The organism is Streptomyces sp. NPDC048192 (assembly GCF_043202415.1).
Lineage (GTDB): Bacteria > Actinomycetota > Actinomycetes > Streptomycetales > Streptomycetaceae > Streptomyces.
Window position 1 is genome coordinate 15352 of sequence record NZ_JBIDAL010000027.1, and the last position, 25132, is coordinate 40483.

Genomic DNA, 25132 nt, shown 5'->3' on the forward strand with positions numbered 1-25132 from the left:
GGCAACGGACGCGGGAACGCGTCCGTTCGCGGGGAACGGATTCCGGCCGCGCGGGGGCGCGTCAGGCCGGTGAGAAGATGTGGTCGCTGATCAGCCGGGTGGCGCCGACGACGCCGGCGGTCTGGCCGAGTTCGCCGAGGACGATCGGCAGGTTGCCGGTCGCGAGCGGCAGGGACTGCCGGTAGACCTGGGTGCGGATGCTGGCCAGGAGGGTGTGTCCCAGCCCGGTGAGCCCTCCCCCGATGACGACGAGGCCGGGGTTGAAGAAGCTGACCAGGCCGGCGATCACCTGACCGACGCGGCTTCCGCCGGTGCGGATCAGGTCGAGGGCGGCGGCGTCTCCTGCGCCGGCGGCCGCCGACACGTCCTCGGGGGTCAGCCGGCCCGCCGTCTCCAGCCGCCCGGCCAGCTCGGCCGAGCGGCCGGCCTGGGCGAGCGCGGTCGCGTCGCGCACCAGGGCGTTGCCGCCGAAGTGCGCCTCCAGGCAGCCGATGTTGCCACAGGCGCACGGCGGCCCTTCCGGGTCCACCTGGATGTGCCCGATGTCGCCGGCGCTGCCGGTGACACCCCGGTGGACCTCGCCGCGCACGACGATGCCGCAGCCGATGCCGGTCCCGACCTTGACCCACAGGAAGTCGCGTACGGACCGGGCGACCCCGGCCTGCTGCTCGCCCAGGGCCATCAGATTCACATCGTTGTCGACGAGGACGGGGCAGCCGAGTTCCTGGCTGAGCGCCTCGCGGACGGGGAAGCCGTCCCAGCCGGGCATGATCGGCGGTGCGACGGGGACGCCCTCCGGGAAACGGACGGGTCCCGGCACCCCGATCCCGGCGCCGTCGAAGTGCTCCGCGAGACCGGCCTCGCGCAGCTTGGCGGCGAGGGCGAGCACCCGCTCGAACACGGCCACCGGGCCGTCGCGCACGTCCAGCGGCTCGGCCAGGTGGCCGAGGACCTCCAGCTCCGCGTTGGTGACGGCGACGTCCACCGAGGTGGCGCCGATGTCCACGCCGAGGAAGCGCAGGGAGGGGGCGATCCGGACGTTGTGCGAGCGGCGGCCGCCGCGGGAGGCGGCGAGACCGTCCTGGACGACGAGGCCGGTCTCCAGCAGCCGGTCGATCTCCACCGCGAGCTTGGAGCGTGACAGCTCGACCCGGTCGCCGAGGGCGACCCGGGACTGCGGGCCGAGGTCGCGCAGCAGGCGGAGCAGCCCGGCCTGGTGGACATTGGCCGGTCGAGCCGTCATACGCCTCACGCCGCCCCTCCCGTCGTCGCCGAAGTCCTGGGCACGCCCGGCAGGTTGGGGCGCGACTTTCAAAAGGACCGTAGCACCGTCCTGCTGAGCCCGAAAGAACTTGTGCAGCATTCCGATGCACTTTCATCTCGCAGTGGACAAAGCCTGGTGTGGGCCGGGAAGACCTGACGGGGTCGCGGGGGCCTGCGGCCGGTGCGCCGGCCCCGTCAGGCCTGTGGCGGCCGTCAGTTCACCGCTCCGTGTGCGCGGAGTGGACCTTGCCGACGTCGCAGCGGCCGGCGGCCTTCTTGATGTCGCCGGCCTCCCGCTGGTCGACGACGCCCTGGTTCCGCAGGTCCGCGACGAGCTTCTCGACGTGCGAGACGAACGCGCCGTGGCTCGCCCAGGCCCTGTGGTCCTCGATCAGCTCGTTGATCGTGCAGCCGTTCGTCGTGACGCGGTTCGGGATGCCCGTGTCGAGCGTGCCGGCGAACACCGTCGAACGATCGTCCGTCTCGGGGCAGTTCGTGGGCGGCTTGCTGTCGACGACGGTCAGCGTCAGCGACTTGGCCGCGGACGTGTTGCCGGCCTTGTCGGTGGCCCGGTACAGGAAGGTGTGGCTGCCCGCCCGGTCCACCGCCACCGGCGCGGAGTACGGCAGGTAGGGGCCGCCGTCCAGGGAGTACTCGGTCGCGGCGACGCCCGACCCGGAGTCCGACGCCGTCACCGTGACCGTCGCGCCGCCGACGTAGTTCCCGGAGGCGTCCTTCGTGCCGGAGACGGAGGCCGACACCTCGGGCGGAGTGGTGTCCTGCGGCGGCGCGGCGACCACCGTGAACGACACCGTCTGCGCGGCGGAGGTGTTGCCCGCCTTGTCGGTGGCCCGGTACGCCAGCGTGTGCCGGCCCACATCGCTCACCAGCACCGGCGCGGTGTAGTCCCGGTAGGCCCCGCCGTCGAGCGCGTACTCGATCCCGGCCACGCCCGACCCGGTGTCGGAAGCCGTCACCGTCACGGTCGCACCGGAGACATAGTCACCGGAGGCGTCCTTCGTCCCCGACACCGTCGCCGACGTCTCCGGAGGAGTCGTGTCCTCGGGCGGAGCGGCCACCACCGTGAACGACACCGACTTCACCGCCGACGTGTTGCCCGCCTTGTCGGTCGCCCGGTACGCCAGCGTGTGCCGGCCCACATCGCTCACCAGCACCGGCGCGGTGTAGTCCCGGTAGGCCCCGCCGTCGAGCGCGTACTCGATCCCGGCCACGCCCGACCCGGTGTCGGAAGCCGTCACCGTCACGGTCGCACCGGAGACATAGTCACCGGAGGCGTCCTTCGTCCCCGACACCGTCGCCGACGTCTCCGGAGGAGTCGTGTCCTCGGGCGGAGCGGCCACCACCGTGAACGACACCGACTTCACCGCCGACGTGTTGCCCGCCTTGTCGGTGGCCCGGTACGCCAGCGTGTGCCGGCCGGCTCCGCTCACCCGCACCGCGTCGGTGTAGGTCGCGTAGGCCGCGCCGTCGAGGGCGTACTCGATCGTGTCCACCCCGGAACCGGAGTCCGAGGCCGACAGCGTCACGGTCGCGCTGTCGACGTAGTCGCCGGATGCGTCCTTGGTCCCCGACACGGAGGCGGAGGTGTCCGGTGCGGTGGTGTCGTCCCCGGGGGCCGCGGTGACGGTCAGTTCGCCCGACATCATGTGACCGGGCATCGCGCAGTAGTAGTGGTAGACGCCGGGGGTCAGGGTGACCTCCGCGGTGTGGCGTCCCGCGCTGGAGTCCGACGGGCTCGCCTGGATGTTGAGGCTGACGTCGGTGTTGTAGTCGGGGTTGGAGGTGTCGAACGTCAGCGTGTGCGGCATCCCCGTCGTGTTGCCGGTGGCCGCGCTGTTCTCGAACACGATCGTCGCCGGGCCGGCGACCGCCGTGGTCGGGGCGGACGTGTACCCCATGTAGCCGTCCCCGGCCGTCCACGTCAGCACCTGGGTCGCCGCGGAGTTGTCGGGGGCCAGCGCCGCATACGCGGCCGGCGCGGCCAGCGAGAACGCCGTGAGCACGAGGGCCACCAGCGCCACCCAGGCCGGGTGGAGGCCGGACCGGCCGCGTGGGGCGGGTCCGGAGGGGGGCGGATCCGTCTGGGCATGAAGCAGTCTTCTGAACACCGCTGCACCTTTCGCGCATCGCTCGTTGCGGTACCGCGTACGGACCGGCGGTCCCGCCGGGTGGACGACCAGCCGCCGGGACGACCGCGTCGTGGGGTCTGTCCGGCCGTGTGCCGCGCGGGGCTCGGTCCCTGGGCTGCGACGGCGCACGGTCTGTCACCTGACCGACGCCCTGAACTGTCGTGCGCGGCTCACCCATCGCTCTCGGATGGCGCCAATGCTGGGAAGCTAGCGGTCTTTTGACGGCCCGCCAAGGTCTATGACCACAACACGACCAACTTTGACCCGAGTCTGGAAAAACTGGCCGAGCGCCGTTACGGTGAGGCCGTTCCGAGGCGCGGTTCGCCTCGCTGTGCCGAGCCCGTCTCGGCCGTACCACCGCACCGCCGGCCGTACGGCCCCCGGACCGGCGCCCCACCGAGGACTCCCGTGCCGGCCCCGCGGGGCCGAACGCCCGCGCACCACCGCACACCGCCGCGCCCGGATGCCGTGTCGACCGGTGCGGCGTACTCCACGACCACGAAACGCCCGCAGGCACCGACGCCTGTCGCGGATTGGAGAGCGATGACCGACTCAGGCGCAGGCGCGAGACGCCTCTTGTCCCGGCGTTCGTTCGCCGCCTCGGCCGTGGCGGCGGCCGTCACCCCCGCGGTGCTCGGCGGCACCGCGGCCGCCGCGCCCTCGGACAAGCCCGCCGGGGACGACAAGGGCGGTCAGGTCCGCAACCTGACGCTGTACATGGAGAAGCTGCCGAACGGGGAGATGGGCTATGGCCTCCACCCCGGCCAGGCGACGATTCCGGGCCCGCTCATCGAGCTGACCGAGGGCGACACGATGAACATCGAGGTGGTCAACAACCTCGACGTCGCCGCCAGCCTGCATGTGCACGGCCTGGACTACGACACCGCCAGCGACGGCACGAAGATGAACGACAGCGTCGTACAGCCCGGTGAGCGGCGCACCTACGTCTGGCGCACCCATGCCCCGGGCCGGCGCCACGACGGCACCTGGGAGGCCGGAAGCGCCGGGTACTGGCACTACCACGACCACAACGTGGGCACCGAGCACGGCACCGGCGGGATCAAGAAGGGCCTGTACGGCCCCGTGGTGGTGCGCCGCAAGGGCGATGTGCTGCCCGACAAGCAGTTCACGGTCGTGTTCAACGACATGACCATCAACAACAGGGTCGCTCCCGCCACCCCCACCTTCAGGGCGGTCCGCGGTGAGCGGGTGGAGTTCGTCGTGATCACCCACGGCGACTTCTTCCACACCTTCCACGTGCACGGCCACCGCTGGGTAGACAACCGCACCGGGATCCTCGAAGGCCCGCAGGACGTCAGCCGGGTGATCGACACGAAGACCACCGGACCCGCGGACTCCTTCGGGTTCCAGGTGATCGCCGGGGAACGCGTCGGCGCGGGCGCCTGGATGTACCACTGCCACGTCCAGAGCCACTCGGACATGGGGATGTCCGGCGTCTTCCTGGTGACCGAGGCCGACGGCACGGTTCCCGGCGGCGGCATGCCCATGTAGACCGGGCGGCCCGCGCCCGTCCCCCTTCCCCGCCCCCAAGCCACGCCCGTCCGACCTGACCGGACCGGACGGTCCGACGGGCGTGTTCCACCTGCCGTGCGAGGCCCGTGCGGCAGCCCTGCTCCACCCCTGACCAGTCTTCCGTTGCCGGATCGAGTCAAGGAGCGACCATGGGCCGAAGAGACCGGTTCACCCTGTCACGACGAAGTGGAGCGCCGCCGTCGCCCTCCGCCCGGATCCCCCGCCGGGCGCCGGCCTGGCGCCGCGCGGTCGTCCTGCTGTCCGCCTCGGCGCTGGCACTGGGGCTGTCCGCGCTGCCGGCCGTGCAGGCACAGGCGCAGGCACCGTCCGCCAACAGCCCCGACCAGGACGCCGGCGCCGGATCCCCGGTGAACGTCCTGGTCTTCCACGGGCCGGCCGACCAGCAGGACGACCCCGTCGCGGCCGCCGTGTCGACGGTGGAGGAACTGGGCCGGAAGAACGGCTTCTCCGTGGACGAGTCGGACGACCCGTCCGTCTTCACCCCCGACCGCCTGGCCCGCTACCGCGGCGTGGTCTTCCTGTCGGCCAAGGGGGTGTCCCTGACCTCCGACGAGGAGTCCGCGTTCCAGGCCTACGTCAAGGGCGGTGGCGGCTTCGTCGGCGTCCACGACGCCGCGCGCGCGGACGCCGGATCCGACTGGTTCACCGGTCTGATCGGCACGCGTCCGGCCGCCAGCCTGCCCGCCTCCGAGAAGGTCGCGGACGTCACGGCCAGCGACGACAACCCGCCGAACGAGACGAAGGCCAAGCTCTTCGACGGCAGCAGCACCACCAAGTGGCTGGCGCACCAGAACACCGCGTGGGTGACGGCGAAGATGGACCACGCGGTCGCGGTGGCCCAGTACGCGCTGACGTCGGCCAACGACTACCCGGGCCGGGACCCCAAGGACTGGACGCTGCAGGGCTCCCAGGACGGGAAGGACTGGAAGACGCTGGACACCCGGACCGGCCAGAACTTCCCGGACCGCTTCCAGACCAGGCAGTACACGTTCTCCAACACCACGGCCTACCCGTACTACCGGCTGGACATCACCGCCAACTCCGGTGAGCCGCTGACCCAGTTGGCCGAGCTGCGGCTGTTCGGCGCCGACCCGGCGCCCGCACCGGAGACCAAGGTGCAGCAGGCCGTCGTGGACGTGACCGACCGTCAGCACCCGGCGACCAAGGGCCTGCCGCTGAAGTGGACCCGGTCCGACCAGTGGATGAACTGGGACCCGAACCCGAACGGCAAGGTCCAGACGGTCGCCCAGGTCGAGGAGAACTCCTACGACGCGGGACCGGCGGGCAACGGCGCCTTCCACCCGGTCTCCTGGTGCCGGGACTACGACGGCGGCCGGTCCTTCTACACCGGCATGGGCCGCACCGAGGACAGCTACACCTCGGACACCAGGTTCCGGAGCCATCTGCTCGGCGCCATCGAGTGGACGACCGGCATGGTCCGCGGCGACTGCCAGGCGACCATCGCCTCGAACTACTCGGTGGAACGGCTCACGGGCAAGAACCAGCAGGGACAGCTCGACCAGATCGGTGAGCCGCACGGCCTGACGATCGCCCCCGACGGCAAGGTCTTCTACATCGGCAAGGCGGCCTGCCCGAGCGGACCGATCCCCGACTGGAACGACCCCAAGGTGGGCCTGGGCTGCGGCACCATCCACCAGTGGGACCCCAGGACAAAGAAGGTCAAGCTGCTGACCACGCTCGACGTGATGGGCAACCGGGGCAGCGGCGACGAACTGGTCAAGAACGAGGAGGGTCTGGTCGGCATCACACTCGACCCGAAGTTCGAGCAGAACGGCTGGATCTACGTCTACTGGATGCCGCACGAGTCCGTCGACCGGGACAAGCAGACGGGCCAGCGCACCGTCTCGCGGCTGACCTACGACTTCAAGGACCAGTCGATCGACAAGAGCAGCCGCAAGGACCTGCTGCACTGGACCGCCCAGATCCACAGCTGCTGCCACACCGGCGGCGGCATGACGTTCGACGACGAGGGCAACCTCTACGTCGGCGTCGGCGACGACAACTCCTCGCAGGGAGCCGGGGCGGGCTACTCCGGGAACAACTGGACCAAGGACTACAAGGGCCTGTCCTTCCAGGACGCCCGCCGTACGGCCGGCAACACCAACGACCTCAACGGCAAGATCCTGCGGATCCACCCCGAGCCCGACGGCACGTACACCGTCCCCAAGGGCAACCTGTTCACCGGCGACGAGGAGGGCGGCGGCAAGACCCGTCCCGAGATCTACGTCATGGGCGTCCGCAACATCGCCCGGATCGCCTGGGACAAGACCCACCACTGGCTGACCGCGGCCTGGGTCGGCCCCGACGCGCCGACACCCGACCCTGAGCTCGGCCCGGCCAAGTACGAGACCGCGACCGTCATCACCTCCGCGGGCAACCAGGGCTGGCCGTACTGCATGGGAAACAAGCAGCCGTACCGCGACCGCAGCAACACCGACGCGAGCGTGCTGACCGGCTGGTACGACTGCGACCACCCGAGGAACACCTCGCCCCGCAACACCGGACTGGTGGACCTGCCGCCGGTCCGCAGCAACATGATCTGGTACTCGCCGCAGGGCGGCGGCGTGGTCTACCCCAAGCGCGGTGACGGCAGCGGGCTGCCCACGTACGTGCAGAGCGACGAGAAGTACACCGAGCCCTACCTCAAGGGCGGCGGCCAGGCCGTCATGGACGGCCCGACCTACCACCGCTCGGAGGTCGACACGAACAGCGGTGTCGCCTGGCCCGCGTACTGGGACGACAAGTGGTTCATCGGTGACGAGTCCAACGCCGGCAACCGCGTCGCGGTCACCGTCACCCCGGACGACGTGAAGAACCAGTCCCAGCCGCAGTTCGGCGAGGACCTGCGGCAGATCCTCCCCGGCGGCACCGGTGACACCAAGATCCAGAGCTGGATGGACGCCAAGTTCGGCCCGGACGGCGCGCTGTACATGCTGGACTACGCCGGCGGCTTCTTCAGCCTGGACCCGAACCAGAAGCTGGTCCGCGTCACCTACCACGGCGGCCCGGCCACCCCGAACCCGAGCGACGCCTCGGGCCGCGCGGTCGCGCAGAGCAAGCCGCGCACGATCCAGTTCTCGGCGGCGAAGGCGGGCGGTGTCGCCTGGGAGTGGGACTTCGGTGACGGCAGCAACCCCTCGCACGAGGCCAATCCGACGCACACGTACGCCTCTTACGGCACCTACCACGCCACCTTGAAGGTGACGTACGCCAACGGCGAGCACGCCACCGGGAAGATCGACGTGACGGCGGGCTGCACGGCGCCCGACGCCCGCTCCACGGTCTGGCTGCTCGACAGCGACACCGGTGTGGCCAACCACAAGGCCGGCGGCGGCTGCACGATCAACGACCTGATCGACGACGAGGCCGCCTGGCCCAGCCACGGCGCCTTCGTCAGCAGTCTCAACGCCCTGGTGGACCAGTTCCGCAAGGACGGTGTCATCGACAACCACGAGGCGGCGACGCTCAGCAAGGAGGGCGCCAAGTCGCCCATCGGCAAGACACCCGGGTACACGTCCCTCTTCGACGGATCGGCGGCCGACCTCGCCGGCTGGAGCCAGGCGGGCGCGGGCCGGTTCTCGGTCCAGCCGGACGGCACCCTGCGCAGTTCCGGCGGCATGGGCATGCTGTGGTACAGCAAGCAGCAGTTCGCGGACTACTCGATCCGGCTGCAGTTCCGGGACGTCGCTCCCGACGGCCACCGGGCCAACAGCGGTGTGTTCGTGCGGTTCCCCGACCCGCGGACGCCGCTGGACCAGCGGCCCGAGGGCTGCAGTACGACGGGATCGGCGCGCACCGCTCCGGAGTGGGTGGCGATCTACTGCGGCAACGAGATCCAGATCTACGACGGTGGCACCGGCGAACCCCAGAAGACCGGCTCGGTGTACAACTTCGATCCGGTCGACCTGGACCATGCGAGGGTCACCGCGAAGAACCAGTGGAACGACTACGAGATCCGGGTCGTCGGGCAGCACTACACGATCATCCGCAACGGCGTGGTGATCAACGAGTTCGACAACACGCCCGGCAAGTCGTCGTCGCGGGCGGGCGATCCGCCCACGGACCTGCGTCAGTTCGTCCGCGGCTACGTGGGGCTGCAGAACCACAGTGACGACGACCTGATCGAGTTCCGCAACATCCGGGTACGGGACCTGTCGTAAGGAGCGGTTCCTGCCGGGCTCGGGGCGGCGGCCCCGGGCCCGGCTCCGCGCGGACCGGGATGAAACCTTTCACGCAGGCCCCATCGATGCGGCGGCGCCACTCTTGACCCTGCGCATGCGATCAGTTACCCAAGCTAGTTGAAACGTGACAGCGATTGACGACCCGCGGTCGATCACGGGTTCTGGCCACCTCTCCGGGCGGCGGCCTTCCCCGCGTTCCCTGCCGGCCGCACTGGCGAAGGAGGACGAAAGTGTCCATGCTCAGCCACGAGACGGACCGGCGGCCCCAGGCCGGCAACCCCTGTCTGCGCAGCGACGAGGTGCACCTGCTGTCGCTTCTGGCGACCGGCCTGCCGGTCGAGTCCGTCGCCCGGCGGCTCCACGTCTGCCCCCGCACCGTGCGGCGACGTTACCGAGGCGTGTGCGACAAGATAGGCGTCAGCAGCGTCATCGAGGCCGTCGCCTGGGCCGCACGGCGCGGCCTGATCTGAACCCGCCCCCGGTTCCCCGCATTCCCGCACCACACGCGTCCGCGCCCTGCCGAGCCTTCCGGCTGCGGCAGGGCGCGGATGTGTCGGTGGGTCAGGAGAGCAGGTCGGCGAGCGCCGTGTAGCTGCGCTGGGCGGCGCCGAACGAGCCGGGCGGGTTGGGCCGGGTGTCGGGGGCGGTGTCCTGCTCCCAGATGCCGTGGTGGTTGCCGAACGGCCCGATCGCGTGGATGAAGCGCTGGTAGGGCATGTCGCCGGCGCCGAACTCGGTCATGTCGTAACCGTCGTCGGCGTTGGCGTCGGACGTGCCGTCCTTCATGTGGAACAGCGTGTAGCGGTAGGGGTGGTTGCGCACGTACGCGGCGGGGTCGAAGCCCGGGTAGCGGAACTGGCCGACGAAGGCCCAGTACACGTCCATCTCGAGGTACACGTGGGCGGGGTCGGTGTTCTGCAGGAACACGTCGTACAGGCGCACCGCGGGCTGGTCCGCGGCGAAGGCGAACTCGGACCAGTGGTTGTGCTGGTAGAGCTTGAGTCCGCGTGCCGACGCGGCCGCGCCCCAGCGGTTGAACTCCTCGGCGGCCGCCTGGTACCCGGCGACCGTCGGGGTGTCCGAGGGGGCGTTCGGGGTGCCGATGTTCGGCATGCCGAGGATCTCGGCGTTGTCGAGCTCCTGCTGCAGGTTGCTGCGGAAGCTGCCGATGCCGATGTGGCTGCCGATGGCCCGCAGGCCGTTGTCGTCGAGCAGCGTGCGGATCTCCCGGACGGTGATCTGCCGGCCGAGGATGGCGGGGTCCTGCGTGTAGCCGGCGAACTCGACCTCCTTGAAGCCCATCCGCGACAGTTCCTCGAAGACGACGCGGAAGCCGAGTTGGTAGACCTTGTCGCGGACGCTGTAGAGCTGGATGCCGATGGCGTCCTTGGGGATGCTCAGGGCGGCGCCGTTGGGCGGGGCGTCCGGGGCGGTCGTCCGGGCGGCGGCGGGGGCCGCGCCGGCGAGGGTGGCCGCGCCGATGGCCACCGTGCCTGCGGCTGCCGCACGCAGGAAGCCTCTGCGGTCGAAGTCATGGGCGAACTGACCCATCATCACTCCTTCGTTGGGAAGCACCCGGCCGCGGTGGGCTGCGGCGAGGGGCCGTCAAGGGGAGCCGCCCCGCCCGGCGTCCGGGCGGCGTGGTGGTGCGGGGCGTTCATCGGCCGGGGCGTCCGGGCGGTCGGGCGGATCGGGCGGTCGGCCTGACGGGGTGCGGGGCGACCGGAGTCACGAGCGTCTCTGGAGGACGATGAACGCCTGAAGTCGTCGATAGTTGAGCACAGACCGGCGTCACTTTTCACCAGATGAGCAAAAGATGTGTCCACTTCAGGGCGCAAAACGCTGCTACCGAGCAGTACCTCCTTGACGGGCCATGGTCATGGAGCCACGCTCATGACGCTTCACCAGGGGGCCGCGAACCCCTGCGAGCCCTCTCTTCCTCCCACGGCCACCCGCCCGCTCGCCCCCTCGACCGATCGACCGATCGACCGGCTCCCGCCGGCCCGGGCGTCCGGGTCCGGCCGGCCCCGCGCGACGCGACCGCTCGCGCCGATGTCCATTCGCAGCGCCCCAAGAGAGGCAGGCAGTACGTGCGTACACCAGTGAGCCGGCTACTCACCGCCACGCTGAGCACCATGCTCGGCGTGGGGGTCGCGGTGGCCGGAGTGACGTCCGCGCATGCGCGCACCCAGGCACCGGACAGAACGGCAGCGGCCGCCTCCGCCGCGGCGACGTCCGACTTCCAGCAGGTCACACTGGCCAAGGGACCGGAGCAGGTGGGCGAGCCGATGGGGCTCGCGGTGCTGCCCGACGGCAGCGCACTGCACAGCTCCCGCGACGGCACCGTCTACCACACGACCCTCGACGGGCTCACCGACGTGGCGGCGAAGCTGTCGGTGTACACCCATGACGAGGACGGGTTGCAGACCATCGCGCTCGACCCGCACTTCGCCAAGAACCACTGGGTGTACGCGTACTACGCGCCGCGGCTCGACACCCCCATGACCGACGCCCCGGAGAACGGGACGGCCGCCGACTTCGCGCCGTACAAGGGCTACAACCAGCTGTCCCGGTTCACCTTCACCGACGGCAAGCTGGACCTGTCCAGCGAGAAGAAGATCCTGCGCGTCGACACCGACCGCGGGCAGTGCTGCCATGTCGCCGGCGACATGCACTTCGACGGCGACGGCAACCTGCTGCTGAGCACCGGCGACGACTCCAACCCGTTCGAGTCCGACGGCTACGCCCCCATCGACCGGCGCCCGGGCCGCAACCCCGTCTTCGACAACGAGCGTTCCACGGCCAACACCAACGACCTGCGCGGCAAGCTGCTGCGGATCAAGGTGCACGACAACGGCACCTACACGATCCCGGACGGCAACCTGTTCCCGAAGGGCACCGCCAAGACCCGTCCCGAAATCTACGCGATGGGCTTCCGCAACCCCTTCCGGTTCAGCGTCGACCAGAAGACCGGCGTGATCTACCTGGCCGACTACGGGCCGGACGCCAGCACCGCGAACCCCAAGCGCGGGCCGGAGAACACCGTCGAGTTCAACCGGATCACCAAGCCCGGCTTCTTCGGCTGGCCGTACTGCATCGGGAACAACACCCCGTACGTCCAGTACGACTTCGCCACCAGGGAGTCCGGGCAGCCCTTCGACTGCGCCCACCCGGTGAACGACGCACCGCTGAACACCGGTCTGAAGAACCTGCCCCCGGCCCAGCCGGCCTGGATCTGGAACCACTACGCGGGCAACCCGCTGTTCCCCCAGCTCGGCGGCGAGGGCGCGCCGATGGGCGGCCCCGTCTACGACTACGACCCGGGGCTGAAGTCCGCGGTCAAGTTCCCCCAGAGCTATGACGGGAAGTTCTTCGCCTACGAGTTCGGCGCCCACTGGATCAAGCCGATCACCTCGGACGCCAGCGGAAAGATCCAGTCGATCGACACGCTGACCGGCGGCAACGACTGGGCCCGCCTGGTCGAGCCCATCGACACCGAGTTCGGTCCCGACGGCTCGCTGTACGTGCTCGACTACGGCAGCGCCTGGTTCGGCGGTTCCCTGGACGCCGGGCTCTACAAGATCGAGTACTCGCCGGGCAACAAGGCACCGACCGCGGTGATCAAGACGGACACCACGTCGGGCAAGAACCCGCTGACGGTGAAGTTCGACGGCACGGGCTCGACCGACCCCGAGAACGACGCCCTCACCTACGCGTGGGACTTCGACAACGACGGCACGACCGACTCCACGAGCGCCAGCCCCTCGTTCACCTACTCCGCGAACGGGCAGTACCACGCCAAGCTCACGGTCAGCGACCCGAGCGGCCGGACGGGCGTCGCCGCCATCCTGGTCACGGTGGGCAACTCCGCGCCGGTGCTGAAGTTCTCCGAGCCCCCGAACGGGCTGACGTTCAAGGACGGGGACCAGGTCGCGTGGAAGATCGACGCGACCGACCCGGACGGCACCCCGGTGGACTGCTCCAAGGTCCAGGTCGGCTACTCGCTCGGCCACGACATGCACGCCCACAACCTCTCGCAGGCCACGGGGTGCAGCGGGACGTTCACCATGACCACGGCGGGCCACACGGATTCCGACGACTTCTACGGCATCTTCTCGGCGAGCTACACCGACAGCTCCCCGACCGCCGGGGTCCCCGACCTCACCGGCACGACGCAGATCATCCTGATGCCCAAGGGCCGGCAGGCGGAGTTCTACCGCACGCAGTCCGGTGTGCAGACGACCTCCGTCGCCGGCGCCCAGGGCGGCGAGGCGGTCACGTCGATCGGCAACGGTGACTGGATCGAGTTCGACCCGTACGACCTCCAGGGTGTCAGCAAGATCGACTTCCGGGTGGCGTCCAACGGCGCCGGCGGCACCATCGAGGTCCGCACCGACGCCCCCGACGGCCCGCTGGCGGGCACGGCGACGGTCGGCGACACCTCCGGCGCCTTCACGACGGTCAGCGCACCGGTGACCGACCCGGGCGGGACGCACAAGCTGTACTTCGTCTTCAAGGGCGGCAGCGGCGACCTGTTCAGCCTGGACTCCTTCACGATGAGCTGACAGCCGCACACGACGAAGGGCCCCTGTGCGCAGGGGCCCTTCGTTCCGGTGCCGGGGCGTGCCCCGGCGGGTGCGTGCGCCGCCTCACGCCTCGTCGCGCAGACGGGCCGCCAGCGAGGTCAGCGGTCCGGCCTCCTCGGTGTGGCCCAGCGTCGTGAGGCGGGAGACCGCCGCGTCCAGGCGGGTCAGGGCCGGGGCGGGGCGTTCCAGGTAGATGCCCTCCACGGCGGCCGTGAGACGGACGCACTCGGCCCACTCGCCGGCCTGGTCCGCGTCGGGGCCGGGCTCGCCGAGCAGGGTGAGAGCCTTCTCCAGGGCGGTCAGGGCGGTCTCGTACTCACCGGCGTAGGCGTTGACCCGTCCGTGTTCGTAGGCGAGGGCGGGGTCCAGGGACCGGCCGCGGGCCTCGTATTCCGCGGCGCGCGCCTCGTCGGCGACCCGGCCGGCGTCGGCGAGGAAGGCGAGGGCGCCCGGCAGGCCCTCGGAGCCCTGCTGCTGGGCCTGGAGACGGGCGAGTTCGCGCAGGCAGTTGCTGAGCTGCTCGTAGCGCGGGGCCTTGGCGTGGGCGGCGAGGGCCTGGTCGGCGGCCTCGCGGGCCCGGCCGAACTCGCCGGACTCGCCGAGGAGTACGGCGGTCTCCGCGGCGATCATGGCGTGGCTGCCGGGGTCGTCGTCCCAGCCGGCCGACTCGGCCGCGAGGGCGGCGAACTCCGCCGTGGCCGCCTTGAGGTCCTCGCCGGCGTGCAGGGCGCGGGCGCGGGTCAGGCGCAGCTGGGCGACGAGCCGGTCGTCCAGCTCTCCGGCGGCGACGTCCGGTTCGGCCAGGAGGGAGTCGAGCAGCGCGATGCAGTCCTCGACGCGGCCGAGATCCAGGCTGAGCCGGGCCGCGTTGCTGTAGGTGCAGAACGCGTCCGTGCGGCTGCCGCGGCGAAGGTCGAGCTCCGCGGAGCGCGTCAGGTGCCGCAGCGCCTCGTCGGGGCGGCCCAGGTACATGCAGGTCTGGGCCAGGTCGCCGTGGAGGCGGGCGGTGTCGGCCGTGTCGGACGGCCATTCGGCGGCCAGGCGCAGGCTTTCAGTGAGGTCCGCGTGCGCGGCCTGCGCGTCCCGCAGGCCGAGCCGGATGCGGGCGCGCAGTCCGAGCGTACGGGGCAGGTGCCAGGCGGGTCCGTGTGCCTTCAGCCGGTCGAGGAGGGCGTCGGTCTCCGCGGCCGCGGCGGGCAGGTCGCCGGCCAGGGCGTGGGTGCCGGCCCGCAGCAGCAGGGCGCCGGAGACCTGCCCGGCGATGCCGTGCCGGGTGGCGAAGTCGAGCAGCAGGTCCACCTCGGCGAAGACCGGCGCGCCGTACTCCTTGTCGCCCGACACCTGCAGCCGCAGGCCCAGCGCGGTCGCCCGCAGCCGCAGCAGCCGGGCCTCCTGGTACGGGGCGAGGCCGGGCGCCTCCTCGTGCAGCCGGACGAGGCGCGTGTGGGCGTCGGTCAGCGCGGCGGCCTGCGCCTCGCCGTCGCCGGCCGGCTCGGCGGCCTGGGCTGCCTGGAGCAGGGCGCAGCCGCGGGCGACCACCGCGTGTTCCGGCGCCGCCGCCTCGTCGTACAGGCGCGCGGCCTCCTCGTACAGGGCGGCGGATGCCTCGAAGCGGTCCTTGTCGCCCTCCCGGCTCGCCTCGTCGGCGAGCAGGTCGGCGCGCAGCCGCGCGAGGGGCCCGACGGCCGGGTCGTCGGGGTGGGCGTAGCCGGGGGCGGCGACGAGGGTGCGCAGCCGGGCCCAGCAGGCCGCCGCGTCCGGGTGTCCCTGCTCGTCCAGTTCCCGTGCGCGCAGGATGAGTTCGGGCAGCGATGCGGGGAGGTCCTCGGCGGTGCGGGTGGCGGGTGCGGCGGCCGGGGCGGCGGGGGCCACGTCGTCGAGGGCGCGGGTGCGCAGGGTCAGTTCGAGCGCGTCCAGGAGGGGGGCGCGCTCCAGGCGGGCCCTGCGCCGGTCGGTGTGGGCCGTGGTGCCGTTGCGCGCGTCGAAGCGGGCGGCGAGGTCGTCGGCACGGCGGCGCACCTCGGCGCGCAGCGCGGTCACCGTCCAGGTGCGGCCCGCGTATCCGGCGGCGGGCAGGTCGCCGTGGCCGAGGAGTTCGACGCGGTTCAGCAGGACCTCGACGCCGGTGAGGAAGCCGAGCTGGTCCAGCGGCGAGTCGACCTCGTCGAACAGGGTCCGGTTCTCGGCGAGCAGTTCCAGGCCGCGTGCCTCGTTGCCGGTCAGCGCGCAGAACTCCAGGTGCCGGCCGACCTCCCCGGACATCGAGGGGTCGCGGCGGCAGGCGCGGTAGCCGGCGAGGTGCAGTGCGCGGGCCCGGTCGGCGTGGCCGGTGCGCAGCAGGGGCAGCAGCGCGTAGGAGACGGACCGGGCGGGCTCCTCCCGGCAGGACTCCTTCCCGGCCAGGACGGGCTCCCAGGTGGCGAGGGCCCGCTCGTCGTCGCCCGCCGCGAGGTGGTAGAGGGCGCGTTCGCAGGTCTCGCAGGCCTCGCAGTCGCTGAGCCGGGTGCGGGCGCGGCCCGCCCACAGCTCGTAGGCGCGGGTGGTGTCCTCGCCGACGTGGGCGGCGAGCTGGTAGGCCTGCCCGTAGTACGGCTGCAGCCCGAGGCCGGCCTTCTCGTACCGGTCGCGCATCTCCGTCAGCCACTGGCGCAGGCTGGCCAGCGGTATCTCGGGCAGCTGGCGCAGGGCGTTCGCCACCCACTTGAACCGCCAGAACAGCGAGTGGCGCAGGCGCTCGTCGAAGACGTCGGGCTGCTCGTCGAAGAGGGTGAGCAGGCGGGCGAAGACGACGGGCGACTTGCGGGGTTCGGAGCCGTAGGTGTACGCCTCCTGCAGTTCGAGGAGCGCGTGGACGAGCGGCAGGGGCTCGGCGAACTGCTCGGCCGCCTCGGCCAGTTCCTCCGCGGTGACGGTGCGGGTGCGGCCGTAGGGGCGCCGGTCGTTCTCCTGGAGCGCCTGGTACAGCTCGTCGATGGTCTGGGGCGCGGTCGGCATCGTCAGCTGTCCTTGCGGAGGGCGTGGGCGAGAAGGTCGAGGAAGGAGCGGTTGATCAGGCTGGACTCGGCGGGCCTGAGCGGGCGCCGGGACAGCATCGCGGCCTGCCCGTAGAGGGCTTCGGCGCTGGTGCGGGCCAGTTCGGGTTCGTCGATGGTGACGGCGCTGCGGACCAGCGGGTTGAGCTGGTTGAGGATCAGCTGGGCGCGCGGGGCCTCCTGGCGCAGGTGGCCGAGGATGTCGCCCCACACACCGCCCTGCTGCTCGCGGGCGAGCCGGGAGCGGGTGCGCTCGTGCCGGGCCTCGCGGCTGTCGAGGAGCAGGGCGGGGGCGGAGGCGGGCTGGAAGGTGCGCAGCGCGACGTCGCAGTCGAAGACGGCGAGCGCGTCGCGGGCCAGGGTGAGGTAGGCCGCGGCGGCCAGTTCCGTCTCCCGGTCGACGGGGTCGAGGTGGGCGGTGAGGGTGGCCGGGTCGAGGTCGGCGACGCTCACCTCCGGCCTGATCTCCGGCAGCCGGTGGACCAGTTCGCGGTCGTAGGTGTAGCCGCCGTTGACGACGCCGAGTCCGGCGGCCGAGGCGATCGCCGCGATCTGCCGGAACTCCTCCACGCTGGAGGTCACGAGCACGGTGCGGTGGGTGCGGGCGAACTCGTCCAGGGTGGCGTGTCCGTCGGTGGTCTCGAACGGCAGCCAGGGCAGCAGCATCCGCAGGATCTCGTCGTCGTGCACGGCCAGCGACTTCACGGCCAGGTGGTGGGCCTGGAGGAAGCGGCCGAGGAGGTCCGGGTCGCTGGCGGCGGTGCGGGCGATCCACGCGCGCAGCCGTTCGGCGAGTGCGTCGCGTACGGCGGCGAGGGTGTCGTCCTCGTACAGGGACTCGCGGGACGCCGTCGGGCGCAGGCTCTCGGCGTCGACGACGCAGCGGACGAAGAACGCCCACTCGGGCAGGATCTCCGCGGCCTGCTCGGACAGCAGCATGCCCTTGACGTGCACGCGGTGGCCGTGGCGGCGTCCGGCCGGCACCGCCTCGGGCAGCACGCACGCGATGCCCTTCAGGCCCACGGCCGGCAGGTCCAGCTCGATGGTGTCCAGCGGCGTGAAGTCGAAGACCTCCTCGCCGTACGCGGCGAGCGCGCGGGAGCGTGCGCCCGGCGTGGGGTACGTGCGCGCCCAGGGTGCGGGCTCGGGGTTGACGGGCGCGCCGGGACCACCGGTGCCGTCATCGAAGGTCACCGGGTGGCGCAGCAGGGAGCCGAAGTGGCGGGCCAGCGCCTGCACCTGGGCGGGCCGGGTCCACTCGCCGGCGTCGGCGCGCGGGGTCAGGGTGACGGTGGTGCCGGGCCGGGGGCGGGCGGAGGCGGGCAGGGTGCGCACGGTGTAGCTGCCGTCGCCGCGTCCGCGCCACTCCACGGCGGGTGCGTCGGGGGTGCGGGCGGAGCGGCTGAGGACGTGGATCTCGTCCGCGACCAGGAAGCAGGAGAGCAGGCCGATGCCGAACTGGCCAATGAAGTCGCCGCGCTGTTCGGCGATCTGGTCGGCGCGCTTGCTGCTGCGGCCGATCGTGGCGAGGAAGGTGTGCACGTCGGCCTCGGTGAGGCCGACGCCGTCGTCCTCGACGCGTACGACCGAACCGTCGGCGTACAGGCGGATGCCGAAGGCGCCGGCGGGGGCGGCGGGTTCGACGCCGTGCCGGGCGGTCAGCGCGTCCACCGCGTTCTGCATCAGTTCGCGCAGGTAGACGCGGGGGCTGGAGTAGAGGTGGTGGGACAGGAGGTCGACGAGGCCGCGCAGGTCCACCTGGAAGGTGCGGTCGGCGCCGGCCGGGCCGGGCGGTGTGACGGGCAGAGTCATCGGGCAGTCCGGGGTGTTGATCGTGACGGTCGGGGTGGCGGGGTCAGGCGGTGCGCCGGAAGCGGGCGTACATCTTCTCCGGCTGCGCCATGTACTTCCATGGCCAAGGGGTGTAGGCGCCGCCCAGCTCGTGGAAGACACGCGGGGCCACGACGCTCTCGGCGGACAGGCCCAGCGCCATGGCGAACACGTTGAAGTCCTGCTGCCAGCCCGGGCGGCGCTCGTAGGCGGGGTGGAGGATGCTGTGCCGGGCCGCCTGTGCCAACTCGGCCTGGATCTCGGGCCGGTCGAGGCAGTCCTTGCTGTCCGACTCCACCCAGTCCTCGATGTGCGCCATGGCGATCACACAGCCGAGGCGGTGGCCCTCGGGCGCCCGGGTGAACGCTTCGCGGGCGAACGCCAGGGCCTGGCCCGGCTCGCCGCCCCAGCGGGGCTGCAGCTGCGACACCCACTCGATGTGGGTCTCCAGGTCCAGCGGGTCGCGGCGCAGGGCGGCGTCGAGCCGGGTCTCGCTGACGGCGGGGCCCAGCGACATGCCGCGGGCGGAGGTCAGCAGGCGGCGCCACGGCGTGATCCAGTCCGGTCGCGCCTCGGCGGCCTCGAAGAGCTGTTCCTCGGCGATGCGGAGCCGCTCGTGGAAGATCCGCCACTGCTCCTGGGTGACGTCCACGGCACGCGCGGAGGTGCGGGCCTCCCAGCCCCAGGCGATGTGGCGCGCCCCGGATATCAGCAGGGCCGTCGGCCGGTTCTCCTTGTCGTCCTCGACGGCCCGGCCGATCCAGTCCTGCACACCGTCCAGGTCGGCCAGTTCAGCGAGGACCTGATGGTCGCGGCCGAGGTCGAAGGGGGCCAGCGCCGCCCTGACCGCAGGCCAGTCGCCGCTGCCCGCCGCCTCCACCAGCGCCAGCACCCGCGCGTCGCCGAGCGCGTGCAGCGTGTACATCCCGTTCTTCGCGGCGCGCGGGACGGGCAGGGCGTGCGGATCCGCCGCCGGTCTGTCCCCGCCCCTGCCGAACAGCTTGCCGAACATGCCGCGCCCTCCCCAGGTTCCGCGTGATCGTTCGGTGCAGCATAAGCGTCACCACCGACACCGCTTCCACAGGGTTTCCGCCGGCCCGCTCCCCCTCCCCCGCTGCCGCGGGACCCGGCGTCCCGTCCGCGCGAGCGAGGACCGCGGCCCAGAGGCCGAGGCCCTCGCTGCCGTGCCGGGGCGCCGGGCGGTGGCCGGTCAGGTCAGGACGAGTTCCAGTACGGTGACCGAGAGCGGCGGCACGATGCTGGTGAAGGACGCCGCCGCGCCGGTCACGGTCGTCGTCCTGGGCACCAGCGTGTCGGGCGCGGTCAGCGTGTTGGTGGTGGTGCGCGCGGGGCCGGTCAGCACCGTCGCGGTGGCCTGGCTCCTGACGCCCTTGGCCAGCCCCTTCAGCTCGACCGGCACGCTCAGCTTCTCCGTCCCGCAGTTGACGACCGTGAGGTAGAGGCGGTTTCCGGAGCGGGTGGCCACGGTGGCGAGGCCGGGCAGCGCCCGTGCGGTGGCCGGCAGCACCGTGTCGCCGAGTCTGCTCGTCAGCATGTGCTGCGCCCAGTAGCTGGGCGACACATAGCTGGTGAGGTTGTCGTAGGCGATCAGGTTGGTGGCCCAGACGTTGTTCTTGACGTGCGAGAACAGCGGCGCGTAGCACTCCATGAGGACCTGGTCGGAGTTGCGGATCAGCCCGGCCAGCCAGGCGGCGTCGCCGAGCGCCGCGTTGAGGTCGGGCGTGGGACGGCCCTCCTGGGCGGCCCACTCGCCGACGAAGACCTTCGTCGAACCGCGGTCCCGGTTGTCGTACTTGTGGGTGGAGGCCTGCGCGGCGGACGGCGCGAGGTAGTAGTGCTCGTCGATCAGGTCCGGTGTGCGGCTCGTCACCGGTGTCGTGGCGATCAGCTTCAGATGCGGGTACTTCGCCTTGATCGCGTCGTGGAAGGCCGCGAACCGCTCGTCGTACGACCCCGAGGCGTCGAACCAGTCCTCGTTGCCGATCTCCACGAACCGGAGCGGGAATGGCTCCGGGTGTCCGCCGGCGGCACGCCGTGCGCCCCAGGTGCTGGTGACCGGACCGGTGACGTACTCGATCTCGTCCAGCGCGTCCTGGACGAACGGCTTCAGCGCGTCCCCGGTGACGTGTTCCCCCTTGAGGGAGTAGCCGGCGTACACGGCGAGGACCGGCTGGGCGTGCATGTCCTCGGCCCACTGCAGGTATTCGAGGAGTCCGAGGCCGTCCGTGGACCAGTAGCCCCAGGCGTCGTCCATGTGGCCGGGGCGTTCCCACACCGGGCCGATGGTGTTCTTCCAGTCGAACCGGGTCGCGATCGTGTTGCCCTCGAGGTAGTTCCCGCCGGGCAGGCGCAGGAACTTCGGCTTCAGCGCGACCAGTTTCTCCATCAGGTCGATGCGCAGGCCGTTGGGGCGGTTGTTGTAGGTGGGCGGGAAGAGGGACACGTGCTGGAGCCACAGCGTCTCGCCCGCTGCGGCGGGGTCGGCGGTGGTGACGGTCAGCCTCGCGTCCCCGGTCACGGGGGTGCGCGCGCCGGTGCGCAGGGTCAGCTCGAAGGGGCGGCCGGGGAAGGCGGTGCCGATGTACGGCACCCGCGCTGACGCGTACACGGCCGTGCCGTCCGCCGACTCCAGGGCCACCGTCAGCGGGCCGATGCGGCGCGAGGCCTTGGCGAACAGCCGGGCGGTGTAGGTGGTTCCGGGCCGCACCGGTATGCCCCAGAAGCCGTCGTTGGCGACGCCGCCCCGGTTCCCGGCGCCGGTGCCGCTCGGCAGCACGACCTTGAGGGAACGGTCGAGCGCGGCGTTGAGCGGGGTGTCGGTGTCGAGTGCGAGGGTGGTGCCGCCGACGGCGGACCAGTGGACGGGCTCGGTGTCACTGGCCATCATCGAGCGGTTCTGCACCAGTTCGGCGTAGATGCCGCCCTCCCCGGAGTGGTTGATGTCCTCGAACATCAACCCGGGCAGGATGGGCGACACGGCGTGCGCGGGCGTGCCGGCGTCCACGCTCAGCAGCGGCGTCATGGTCTCCACGGGCACCCCGGCCAGCGCCGCCACCTGCTCGGAGGTGAGGGCGGACGGGAACATCCACACGTCGTCGATCAGGCCGTGCCACTGGTCGACATGCCCGCCGCCGTACAGCGCACGGCCGATGGCGGTGTCGCCGCTGCCGGCCCAGCCCGCGGTGTAGGCGGTCTCGCCCTCCAGTACGCCGTTGACGTAGAGGCGGATGACGCCGGCGGCCGGGTCGCTGACGCCGGTCAGATGGGTCCAGGCGCCGGTGGACGGCGCGGAGGCGGCGGCCGCCACGGCGGCGTTCTGGGTGGCGTCCGAGGCCAGCCGGGCGAAGGCGAAGGTGCCGGTGTCGTCGCGCAGCCCCAGGTAGAAGGAGCTGACGGCCTTGCCGTCGACGCTGACGGCAGTCTGGTAGCCGCCGAGCTGGGCGAGGTTCACCCAGGCGCCCACCGAGAACGCCTTGGAGGTGTCGAGGGCCGGCCCGGACGCCGTGGCGTTGCCGCCCACCGTGAGGCTCAGGCTGTGGGCGCCGGCCTTCCCCGTGCCCCAGCCGGCCGCGCCCTGCAGCGTGGCGGTACGGCCGTTGCCGGAGGAGTCGGCGGCCGAGGTGCCGGAGCCCTCGTCGAAGGCCCAGTGGGCGGCTGCGGCGGGGAGGTCCGCGGCCGCGGCGCCCGCGGCGGTGCCGGTGAGCTGGGCGGCCCCGGCGGGAGCGGCGGCGGCGAAGGTCCCGGCGAGGGAGGCCGCTCCGAGGACGCTGAGGACGGTTCTGCGCGGCACTCCGGCTTCTGAAGGCATGCGGCTCATTCCTTTGTGACGGACCGTTGCGTGACGCACCGCCGTTCGATATACCGTACGACGGTCGGTACTTCGAGCAGCAGGGATCCTAGAGCGTCGGAACGACCCGTCAACACCCCTCGTACGGCAATGCTTCTCGAGACGTCGTCCGCCTCACCGTCCCCAGCGGCCGTCAGCCCGGATCGGGGGGCCGGTGCACGCCCGGCCCCCCAACACCGCTCCCCTTCCGGGCAGTTCTACGCGGCGAACGCGTCGACGCCGGTCAGTTCCGCCGACAGCTGCCACAGGCGAGCCGCCTGCTCCGGGTCGATCGCCCAGTCCTTCACGCCGAGCCGCTCCTCGCCCTCGGGCGCGGGCTCGGCGATGTCGCAGTCCTCCAGATAGACGCCGCCGAGGCCGTCCAGCTGCGGTGAGGTCGCCGCCCACACCTGGGTGGCCGCGCCCTGCTGCGGGGTCTTGAAGCCCTCGGGGTTGAGCACGTTGCCGTCCTCGTCGATCCAGCCGCGCTCGATCATCTCCTCCTTGGGCAGGTGCCGTTGGAGCGGGGTGATGATGCCGCCGGGGTGCAGGGCGAAGGCGCGGACGCCGGCGTCCCGGCCGAGCTTGTCGAGGTGGACGGCGAACAGGACGTTGGCGGTCTTGGCCTGGCCGTAGGCGCCCCACTTGTCGTAGCCCTGCCGCCAGTGGACGTCGTCCCAGCGGATGCCGGAGAAGTGGTGGCCGCGGGAGGAGACGGAGACGACCCGGGCGCCGCCCGGCGCGATCGCGGGCCACAGACGGTTGACGAGGGCGAAGTGGCCGAGGTGGTTGGTGGCGAACTGCATCTCCCAGCCCGGCCCCACCCGTGTCTCCGGGCACGCCATGATCCCGGCGCTGTCGATCACCATGTCGAGGGTCCGTCCGGAGGCCAGGAACCGCTCGGAGAAGCCGCGCACACTCTCCAGGTCGGCGAGGTCCAGCTCGTCCAGCTCGGCTCCGGGGATGCCGGTCAGCGCCTGCTCGGCCACGTCCGGGCGGCGGGCGGGCACGACCACGCGGGCCCCGGCCCCGGCGAGCGCCCGGGTGGTCTCCAGGCCGATCCCCGAGTAGCCGCCGGTGACGAGGGCGAGCTTCCCGGTCAGGTCGATCCCCCGCAGGACGTCGTCGGCGGTGCTGGTGGCGCCGAAGCCGGATCCGATCTTGTGCTGTGCGGTAGTCATGTCCGGAACGCTACGAATTCGAGCGCACTCGAAGTCAAGCGTGACGCCGCGCTCTGGAAGGCGACCTCCTTGGCGCACCCTGGAAGAGGAGGTGCTCTCATGCGCACCAGCGACGAGATCTATCACCGCATCCGCTGGGACCCTCGGTTCGACCCGGCCCGGTTCGTGCTGGGGATCAGCCGGCGCGGAGGTGGCTGCACCCGCCTCCCGCTGTCCTCCTTCGTGCCGGGGGGCGACATCCCGTGGCACCGGGTGGTCTTCGTCGAGGTGGACGGCGAGGTGGTCTGGGACCGGGCCACGGGTGTGGACCGCATCGACGCGTCGGACGCCGGCCGGGTGCGGGAACGGCACGACGGGGGCTTCGGCACGAGCCCCGGCGCGGCCACGCCCGCCGGTGTCCTGGACGTGCCGCCGACGGCCCGCACGGCGGTGGCCTGGATCCCGCCCGCGGAGCTGTGGCCGCCGGTCCAGGACATCCGCCGGGACTACGATCCGCAGATCCACCGCTGGCCGCCGCACGTCAACGTCCTCTTCGGCTTCGTACCGGAGTCCGACTTCGAGCGGGCCGCCCCGCTGCTGACCGCCGCGACGGCCGAGATCCCGGTGTTCACCGCCCGGCTGGACGGGGTGCGCACCTTCCGGCACCGGGCGTACTCCACCGTGTGGCTCGACCCGGCGGCGGCCGGCAGCGCGCCGTGGACGGAGCTGCACCGCGCACTGCGGCAGCGGTTCCCGCGCTGTCGTGGGCCCGCCGAGGACTTCACCCCGCATCTGTCGCTCGGCCGGACCCGGGACCCGTGGCGGGCCGGCGCCGACTGCGCCGCCCGGCTCGAGGCCATGACGGCGACGGTCTGGGAACTCGTCCTGCTCTCCCGCCGGGGCGACGGCCCGATGCGGCCACGGGCCACGGTCGCCCTGCGCACCGGCGAGATCCGCCGTCTCCCCCCGCCCGACCCGGAAACACCGGGCCCGGAGGACACGGCGTGGCTCACCCCGATCACCAGCCGATGAGCCCGCCCGACCCGAAGCGGCCGAGCCCGAAGCACACCACATGGCTCGAAACGGCCAAGCCCGAAACACACCGCACGGCTCCCCCAATCACCAGCAGACAAGCCCGCACCGCCCGAAGAGGCCGGGCCCGGAGGATACGGCGCGGCTCACCCCGATCACCGGCAGGTGAACCCGCCCGACCCGAAACGGCCGAGCCCGGAGGACACCGCGCGGCTCACCCCGATCACCAGCCGATGAGCCCGCGCTGCCCGAAGAGGCCGAGCCCGGAGGACACCGCGCGGCTCACCCCGATCACCGGCAGGTGAACCCGCACGACCCGAAACGCCCGGACCCGAAGCACACCACACGGCTCACCAATCACCAACAGACGAGCCCACACGACCCGAAGAGGCCGAGCCGAAGCACACCACCTGGCTCACCCCGATCACCGGCAGGTGAGCCGCACCGCCGAAGCGACCGGACCGTCACGCGACGGG

12 protein-coding genes and 3 pseudogenes are annotated in these 25132 nt (G+C 71.9%); 7 read left to right on the forward strand and 8 right to left on the reverse strand.

What is annotated here, in order from left to right; genetic code table 11:
• Positions 1–61: 61 nt before the first annotated feature.
• Positions 62–1243 carry an ROK family protein gene (locus ACGFZN_RS37665; RefSeq protein WP_393862987.1) on the reverse strand — a complete coding sequence of 394 codons (1182 nt, stop codon included), beginning with the start codon at positions 1241–1243 and terminating at the stop codon, positions 62–64.
• 238 nt (positions 1244–1481) lie between these two features.
• Positions 1482–3305: an OmpL47-type beta-barrel domain-containing protein gene (locus ACGFZN_RS37670; protein WP_393863030.1), complete on the reverse strand. Its 1824-nt coding sequence runs from the start codon at positions 3303–3305 to the stop codon at positions 1482–1484.
• Positions 3306–3956: 651 nt separating this feature from the next.
• Here ACGFZN_RS37670 and ACGFZN_RS37675 point away from each other — a divergent pair.
• The 5 genes and pseudogenes from ACGFZN_RS37675 to ACGFZN_RS37695 all read left to right on the forward strand — a co-directional run bounded on the left by ACGFZN_RS37675 (position 3957) and on the right by ACGFZN_RS37695 (position 9639).
• Entirely contained in the window at positions 3957–4925 is a 969-nt protein-coding gene (locus ACGFZN_RS37675) for a multicopper oxidase domain-containing protein (RefSeq protein WP_393862988.1), read from the forward strand.
• Between the two features lie 170 nt (positions 4926–5095).
• Positions 5096–6043 (forward strand): annotated as a pseudogene (locus ACGFZN_RS37680) (ThuA domain-containing protein); the annotation flags it as partial.
• A pseudogene (locus tag ACGFZN_RS37685) lies at positions 6044–8005 on the forward strand (ThuA domain-containing protein); the annotation flags it as partial. It abuts the pseudogene before it with no gap.
• 36 nt (positions 8006–8041) lie between these two features.
• A pseudogene (locus ACGFZN_RS37690) lies at positions 8042–9148 on the forward strand (family 16 glycoside hydrolase); the annotation flags it as partial.
• 257 nt (positions 9149–9405) lie between these two features.
• Entirely contained in the window at positions 9406–9639 is a 234-nt protein-coding gene (locus ACGFZN_RS37695; protein WP_393863031.1) for a LuxR C-terminal-related transcriptional regulator, read from the forward strand.
• A 91-nt stretch (positions 9640–9730) separates the two neighbouring features.
• Here the strand turns inward: ACGFZN_RS37695 and ACGFZN_RS37700 are convergent, their stop codons facing one another.
• A complete protein-coding gene (locus ACGFZN_RS37700) occupies positions 9731–10723 on the reverse strand; it encodes a sugar phosphate isomerase/epimerase family protein (protein ID WP_393862989.1) in 993 nt (330 codons plus the stop codon).
• A gap of 536 nt (positions 10724–11259) precedes the next feature.
• Between ACGFZN_RS37700 and ACGFZN_RS37705 the strand changes: the two genes are divergently transcribed.
• Entirely contained in the window at positions 11260–13734 is a 2475-nt protein-coding gene (locus ACGFZN_RS37705) for a PQQ-dependent sugar dehydrogenase (protein WP_393862990.1), read from the forward strand.
• An 84-nt stretch (positions 13735–13818) separates the two neighbouring features.
• Here the strand turns inward: ACGFZN_RS37705 and ACGFZN_RS37710 are convergent, their stop codons facing one another.
• The 5 genes from ACGFZN_RS37710 to ACGFZN_RS37730 all read right to left on the reverse strand — a co-directional run bounded on the left by ACGFZN_RS37710 (position 13819) and on the right by ACGFZN_RS37730 (position 23645).
• Entirely contained in the window at positions 13819–16749 is a 2931-nt protein-coding gene (locus tag ACGFZN_RS37710; protein ID WP_393862991.1) for a hypothetical protein, read from the reverse strand.
• A gap of 2 nt (positions 16750–16751) precedes the next feature.
• Entirely contained in the window at positions 16752–18599 is a 1848-nt protein-coding gene (locus ACGFZN_RS37715; protein WP_393862992.1) for an HSP90 family protein, read from the reverse strand.
• Positions 18600–18642: 43 nt separating this feature from the next.
• Complete coding sequence (locus ACGFZN_RS37720; protein ID WP_393862993.1) at positions 18643–19629, reverse strand: hypothetical protein; 987 nt, start codon at positions 19627–19629, stop codon at positions 18643–18645.
• A gap of 198 nt (positions 19630–19827) precedes the next feature.
• Positions 19828–22446: a LamG-like jellyroll fold domain-containing protein gene (locus tag ACGFZN_RS37725; RefSeq protein ID WP_393862994.1), complete on the reverse strand. Its 2619-nt coding sequence runs from the start codon at positions 22444–22446 to the stop codon at positions 19828–19830.
• Between the two features lie 236 nt (positions 22447–22682).
• Positions 22683–23645 carry an SDR family NAD(P)-dependent oxidoreductase gene (locus tag ACGFZN_RS37730; RefSeq protein ID WP_393862995.1) on the reverse strand — a complete coding sequence of 321 codons (963 nt, stop codon included), beginning with the start codon at positions 23643–23645 and terminating at the stop codon, positions 22683–22685.
• Between the two features lie 99 nt (positions 23646–23744).
• Here ACGFZN_RS37730 and ACGFZN_RS37735 point away from each other — a divergent pair, with 99 nt between their 5' ends.
• Positions 23745–24656, forward strand: coding sequence for an RNA repair domain-containing protein (locus tag ACGFZN_RS37735; RefSeq protein WP_393862996.1), 912 nt, complete (start codon positions 23745–23747; stop codon positions 24654–24656).
• The last annotated feature ends 476 nt before the right edge of the window (positions 24657–25132 follow it).